This is a genomic window from Stenotrophomonas sp. 86428_Sma (genome assembly GCF_056481585.1).
Genome location: NZ_CM151156.1, coordinates 4,863,827 through 4,870,000 on the forward strand (window position 1 = coordinate 4,863,827; position 6,174 = coordinate 4,870,000).

At 64.7% G+C, this 6,174-nt stretch carries 3 protein-coding genes and 1 rRNA gene (1 of these 4 running past the window's edge); 3 read left to right on the forward strand and 1 reads right to left on the reverse strand.

Annotation, left to right across the window (positions count from 1 at the left end; genetic code table 11):
• The first annotated feature begins 43 nt into the window (after positions 1–43).
• The 3 genes from hemH (at position 44) to ACZK3J_RS22295 (ending at position 4,253) form a co-directional block, all read left to right on the forward strand.
• Positions 44–1,006: a ferrochelatase gene (gene hemH / locus ACZK3J_RS22285; protein ID WP_197616889.1), complete on the forward strand. Its 963-nt coding sequence runs from the start codon at positions 44–46 to the stop codon at positions 1,004–1,006.
• Positions 1,003–1,857, forward strand: coding sequence for an alpha/beta fold hydrolase (locus ACZK3J_RS22290; protein ID WP_049424296.1), 855 nt, complete (start codon positions 1,003–1,005; stop codon positions 1,855–1,857). Before hemH ends, ACZK3J_RS22290 begins: the two co-directional genes overlap by 4 nt.
• A 290-nt stretch (positions 1,858–2,147) precedes the next feature.
• The gene (locus ACZK3J_RS22295; protein ID WP_478476257.1) at positions 2,148–4,253 is read left to right on the forward strand and encodes a methyl-accepting chemotaxis protein; all 2,106 of its coding nucleotides are present in this window, start codon (positions 2,148–2,150) and stop codon (positions 4,251–4,253) included.
• Positions 4,254–4,460: 207 nt separating this feature from the next.
• On the opposite strand, the gene ACZK3J_RS22300 is transcribed toward ACZK3J_RS22295, so the two are convergent.
• Positions 4,461–6,174: ribosomal RNA gene (locus ACZK3J_RS22300) — 23S ribosomal RNA — on the reverse strand; it runs 1,010 nt beyond the window's last position.

Below are 6,174 nucleotides of genomic sequence, written 5' to 3' on the forward strand. Positions count from 1 at the left end.
CCCTGCATCCCGGCGCGGCACCGGATCGGCGACAATACCGCTCATGCTCGACGCACCCGATACCGCCGTGCTGGCGGTCAACCTAGGCACGCCCGAGACGCCGACGGCCCCCGCCGTACGCCGTTACCTGGCTGAATTCCTGTCCGACCCCCGCGTGGTCTCGATCCCGGCACTGCTGTGGCAGCCGTTGCTGCGCGGACTGATCCTGCCGCTGCGCAGCAGCCGTTCAGCGGCCAAGTACGCCCAGGTCTGGCTGCCGGAGGGCTCTCCGCTGATGGTGCATACGCGCCAGCTGGCGCAGGCCATGCAAGCGCTGTTGCCGACCCTGACGGTGCGCCATGCAATGCGCTATGGCGAACCAGCGCTGGCCAGCGAACTCGACCGGCTGGCGGCCGACGGTGCGCGCCGCATCGTGGTGGTGCCGCTGTACCCGCAGTACTCCACCACCACCACCGCCTCGGTCGAAGACCGCGTCGATGCCTGGCAGCGCCGCAACCCGGGCGTGACCGTCAGCCTGGTCCGCGACTATTCGGTCGATCCGGGCTGGGTCGACGCCGTTGCCGGCTCGATCCGCCGCTACTGGGAACAGCACGGTCGTGGCCAGAAACTGATGTTCTCCTTCCACGGCATTCCGCAGCGCCTGGCCGATGCCGGCGATCCGTATCCGCAGCGCTGCGAGGCCAGTGCGCAGGCCATCGCCAAGGCGCTGGAGCTGGGCAGGGACGACTGGCAGATGGGCTATCAGTCGCGCTTCGGCCGCGAGCGCTGGCTGCAGCCGTATGCCGAGCCCAGCCTGTGGGCGCTGGCCGAATCCGGCGTGAAGCAGATCGACGTGGTGTGCCCGGGCTTCGCCACCGACTGTCTGGAGACGCTGGAAGAAGTGGCACTGGGCTTCACCGAAACACTGGCCGAGCGCGGCGCGACGATGCGCTACATCCCCTGCCTCAACGCCGAACCGGAGCACGCGCGTGCGCTGGCACGGCTGGCCGTGGCGTCACTGGCATGAGCCTGCAGCCGTTTGAACTCGAGGTCGGTGGCGCGCGCGTCGCCGGCCTGCGCAACCACGGTGATGGCCCGCGCGTGCTGGCCCTGCATGGCTGGCTCGACAACGCGGCCAGCTTCGTGCCGCTGGCGCCGCACCTGTCGTCGTTGCAGCTGGTGGCCATCGACCTGCCCGGCCACGGCCACAGCGCGCATCTGCCGGCCGGTGCCAGCTACACCACGGCCGCCGCCATCTGTCACGTACTCGACGTCGCCGACGCGCTGGGCTGGGACCGTTTCAGCCTGCTTGGCCATTCGATGGGCGCCGGCATCGCCAGCCTCACCGCCTCGGTCAGCGACCGTGTCGAACGGCTGGTGGCGATCGAAGCACTCGGCGGCCTGCGTGGTCCTGAGGAAGAAACCGCCAACCGCCTGCGCGAGCATGTGAATGCCACGCGCGCACTGGCACGCAAGCAGCTGCGCGTGTTCCCCGACCTCGCCGCGCCGATCCGCGCGCGGATGATGACCAACCAGCTCAGCGAGCGCTGTGCACGGCTGCTGGTCGAGCGCGGCGTGGAGCCGGTCGAAGGTGGTTACCGCTGGTGCAGCGACCCGCGCCTGATGCTGCCCACTGCGATCCGCCTCAGCGAAGGCCAGATCGACAACCTGCTGCAGGCCATCGCCTGCCCGACGCAGGTGATCTACGCCACACCGGCGCAGTCGTACTATCCCGAGCCGATGCGCAGCGATCGCCTGCAGCACCTGCGCGATGGCCGTCTGGCGGTGTTTGCCGGCAACCATCACCTGCACATGGAAGACCCGGAACAGATCGCGGGCGTGATCCTGCACTTCTTCAGCAACGGCAACGCCGGCTGAGCAGAAGTATCCGCGCGCTTCACTCCGCGCGTTTGCGGCCGATACATCAGTTGCGGGCCCCTGCGTCCGCAGCACGCAGGTCCGGTCGGGCCTGCGGCGTGTGTCTGGTCCTGCAAGGAAGTCCGCATGCCCGCTCTGCTGCACCGTCACCCACAGGATGTGGCCACGGTGTCCCGTCTCCGCGTCGCTGATCGCGCCGCATTCCCCGAATTCCCGGCTCGCGCCCTGCTCACGCACTCCTGCGTGCGCCGCGGCGTGGCTGTTGTCGTTTGCTGATCCAGGAGTCGCCGATGTCCGTTGCATCCTCCCGCCCCCCCGATACCGCCCGCATGCCGCATCTGCAGCAGCTCGCGCGCCGCGCTGACCGTCGACTGCTGATCGGCAGCGCGGCGTTGGCTGTGGCTGGCCTCGTGCTGGCCCTGCGTGGGCCCCACGTACCGGGCGCTGCGTTGGCCGCGGCCGCCGTACTGCCCGCCCTCTGGCTGGCCGGTCCACAGGCGGGCCGGGCCGTCGCCCGCAATGGCCTGGCATTGCTGTTGTCGCTGCAGCTGGCCTTGTTGTGCGCGATCGTCAGCCTGTCACCGGCATTGCCGATTGCGCTGTTGCTGGGCGTGCTGCTCAGCCACCGCGATCGCCTGCCGGTATGGCTGGCCGGTGGTGTTGGCACCCTCGCCCTGCTGGTACCGCTGCTGCACGGCGCAGCCGTGGGACCGACGTTGCTGCAGGCGGGCCTGTTCGCCAGCCTGACCGTGTTCCTCGGCCAGGTCGCGCTGCGCCTGCAGCAGCAGACCGAGGCACTTGGCCACGGCCCACGCCGCCTGGCGGCACTGGCGCGCGATATCGCGACGGGCACCGATCTGAGCGCACATGCGGATACCGCGGCCTATGCACCCGGTTCGCTGGCCCATGCGCTGGCCGATACCGCCCGCCACGTGCAGGCGCAGCGTGGGCGCGAGGCTGACGCGCATGCCGAGAATGCGCAGATCCGCCAGGCGCTCGATGCCTCGCGCACCGCGATGATGATTGCCGACAACGACCACGTGATCCGTTACGTGAACCGCTCGGTGGTGGCCCTGCTGCGCAACCAGCAGGCAACACTGCGCCAGGCCTTCCCCGACTTCGATGCCGAGCGCCTGGTCGGCAGCAGCATCCACCGCTTCCACGCCAACCCGGATCGCATCCGCGCGATCCTCAACGGCCTGCAGGTCACCCATAACGGCAAGGTGCAGATCGGCCCCGTGCACTTCGCGCAGGTGGTCACCCCGGTGTTCGATGCGCAGGGCGTGCGCCTGGGCTTCGCCGTGGAATGGCATGACCGCACCCATGAACTCGCGCTGGAAAACGCCGTGGCCGGCATCGTCGCAGCGGCAGCGGCCGGTGATCTCCACCAGCGCCTGCAGGCCACTGAAGGTGCCAGTTTCCTCGATGGGCTGACCGGTGGCATCAACCAGCTGCTCGATACGCTCGGCAGCACCGTCAACGAAGTGCGGCAGATGCTCTCGGCACTGGCCAATGGCGATCTGGACCGGCGCATGCACGGCGAGTATCACGGCGCTTTCGCTGCCATCCAGCGCGATGCGAATGCCACGGCCGGTCAGTTGGCACGCATGGTCGGTCGCATCCAGGAATGTGCGGCGTCGATCAGTACCGCCGCCAGCGAGATTGCCGCCGGCAACGGCGCGTTGTCCGAGCGCAGCGAGCGCCAGGCCGCGCACCTGCAGGAGACCGCAGCATCGATGGAGGAACTCACCGCCACCGTGCGCCAGAACGCCGCCCATGCGCGTGAGGCCAGTGCGTTGGCAGCTTCCACGCAGAGCGCTGCCAGTGACGGCAACACGGCCATGCAGCGGGTGGTGAATACCATGCAGGCCATCGAAGGTGCCTCGAAGCGGATCGGCGACATCACCGGCGTCATCGACGGCATTGCCTTCCAGACCAATATCCTGGCCTTGAACGCAGCCGTGGAGGCGGCACGCGCCGGCGAACAGGGCCGAGGCTTCGCGGTCGTGGCCAGCGAGGTGCGGGTACTGGCGCAGCGCTCTGCGGCGGCGGCCCAGGAGATCAAGAAGCTGATCGACGAAGCCGGCCGCCAGGTGGGTGAGGGTGCCCAGCTGGTAGCTGACGCCGGCCAACGCATGCAGGGAATCGTCGGCGGCGTGGAGGATGTCAGCCACCTGATGCGCGAGATTTCCGCGGCGTCGCAGGAGCAGTCGATCGGCATTGAGCAGATCAACCAGACCGTGGTGCAGATGGATCAGGCCACGCAGCAGAATGCGGCGCTGGTGGAAGAAGCCACCGCCGCCGCACGCGAGCTGCAGAGCCAGGCCGGCACACTGACCGAAGCGGTTTCGGTGTTCCGCCAGCAGGAACCGCACGAGGTCTCGCAGGCCGCCTGATCCGGGCCTTCAGTTCGATCCTGATCAAGACGGCGCCCGCAGGGCGCCGTCTTTTTGTTGCGTAGGCCTTGCTGCCAGTAGCTGCCAACCTTGGTTGGCGCTGTGGCTACCCGCGGAGAATATCCGCGTATGGCCTGGATCTAACGGGCGATGTATCGCCATCGGGTTGCCGGCCAGCGGCCGGCACTACCCGCATTTCGCGCGCACAAAGAAAAACCCCGCTGCGTAAGCAGCGGGGTTTTGGGTGTAAACCCTGGCGATGGTGGTAGAGAGTCGACCGTCCACTCCGGTCCTCTCGTACTAGGAGCAGCCCCTCTCAAATCTCCAACGCCCATGGCAGATAGGGACCGAACTGTCTCACGACGTTCTGAACCCAGCTCGCGTACCACTTTAAATGGCGAACAGCCATACCCTTGGGACCGACTACAGCCCCAGGATGTGATGAGCCGACATCGAGGTGCCAAACACCGCCGTCGATATGAACTCTTGGGCGGTATCAGCCTGTTATCCCCGGAGTACCTTTTATCCGTTGAGCGATGGCCCTTCCATACAGAACCACCGGATCACTAAGTCCTAGTTTCCTACCTGCTTGATCCGTCGATCTTGCAGTCAAGCACGCTTATGCCTTTGCACACAGTGCGCGATGTCCGACCGCGCTGAGCGTACCTTCGAGCTCCTCCGTTACTCTTTAGGAGGAGACCGCCCCAGTCAAACTACCCACCATACACGGTCCCCGACCCAGATAATGGGCCCAGGTTAGAACGTCAAGCACGACAGGGTGGTATTTCAAGGATGGCTCCGCTGCAGCTAGCGCCACAGTTTCATAGCCTCCCACCTATCCTACACAGACGAACTCAACGTTCAGTGTAAAGCTATAGTAAAGGTTCACGGGGTCTTTCCGTCTTGCCACGGGAACGCTGCATCTTCACAGCGATTTCAATTTCACTGAGTCTCGGGTGGAGACAGCGCCGCTGTCGTTACGCCATTCGTGCAGGTCGGAACTTACCCGACAAGGAATTTCGCTACCTTAGGACCGTTATAGTTACGGCCGCCGTTTACTGGGGCTTCGATCAAGAGCTTCGCCTTGCGGCTGACCCCATCAATTAACCTTCCAGCACCGGGCAGGCGTCACACCCTATACGTCCACTTTCGTGTTTGCAGAGTGCTGTGTTTTTGATAAACAGTCGCAGCGGCCTGGTTACTGCGACCCTCTTCAGCTATAGCTCGCACGAGCCACCAAAAAGGGTGCACCTTCTCCCGAAGTTACGGTGCCATGTTGCCTAGTTCCTTCACCCGAGTTCTCTCAAGCGCCTGAGAATTCTCATCCTACCCACCTGTGTCGGTTTACGGTACGGTCTGCGTAAGCTGAAGCTTAGGAGCTTTTCCTGGAAGCGTGGTATCAGTGACTTCGCCTTAAAGGCTCGTCTCGGTGCTCGGTCTTGAAGGATCCCGGATTTGCCAAAGATCCAAACCTACCGCCTTTCCCCAGGACAACCAACGCCTGGTACACCTAACCTTCTCCGTCCCTCCATCGCACTTACGCGAGGTGCAGGAATATTAACCTGCTTCCCATCGACTACGACTTTCGTCCTCGCCTTAGGGGCCGACTCACCCTGCGCCGATTAACGTTGCGCAAGGAAACCTTGGGCTTTCGGCGTGCGGGTTTTTCACCCGCATTATCGTTACTCATGTCAGCATTCGCACTTCCGATACCTCCAGCAGACTTCTCAATCCACCTTCAACGGCTTACGGAACGCTCCTCTACCGCGCATACAAAGTATGCACCCCAAGCTTCGGTTCACTGCTTAGCCCCGTTAAATCTTCCCCGCAGACCGACTCGACCAGTGAGCTATTACGCTTTCTTTAAAGGGTGGCTGCTTCTAAGCCAACCTCCTGGCTGTCTGTGCCTTTCCACATGGTT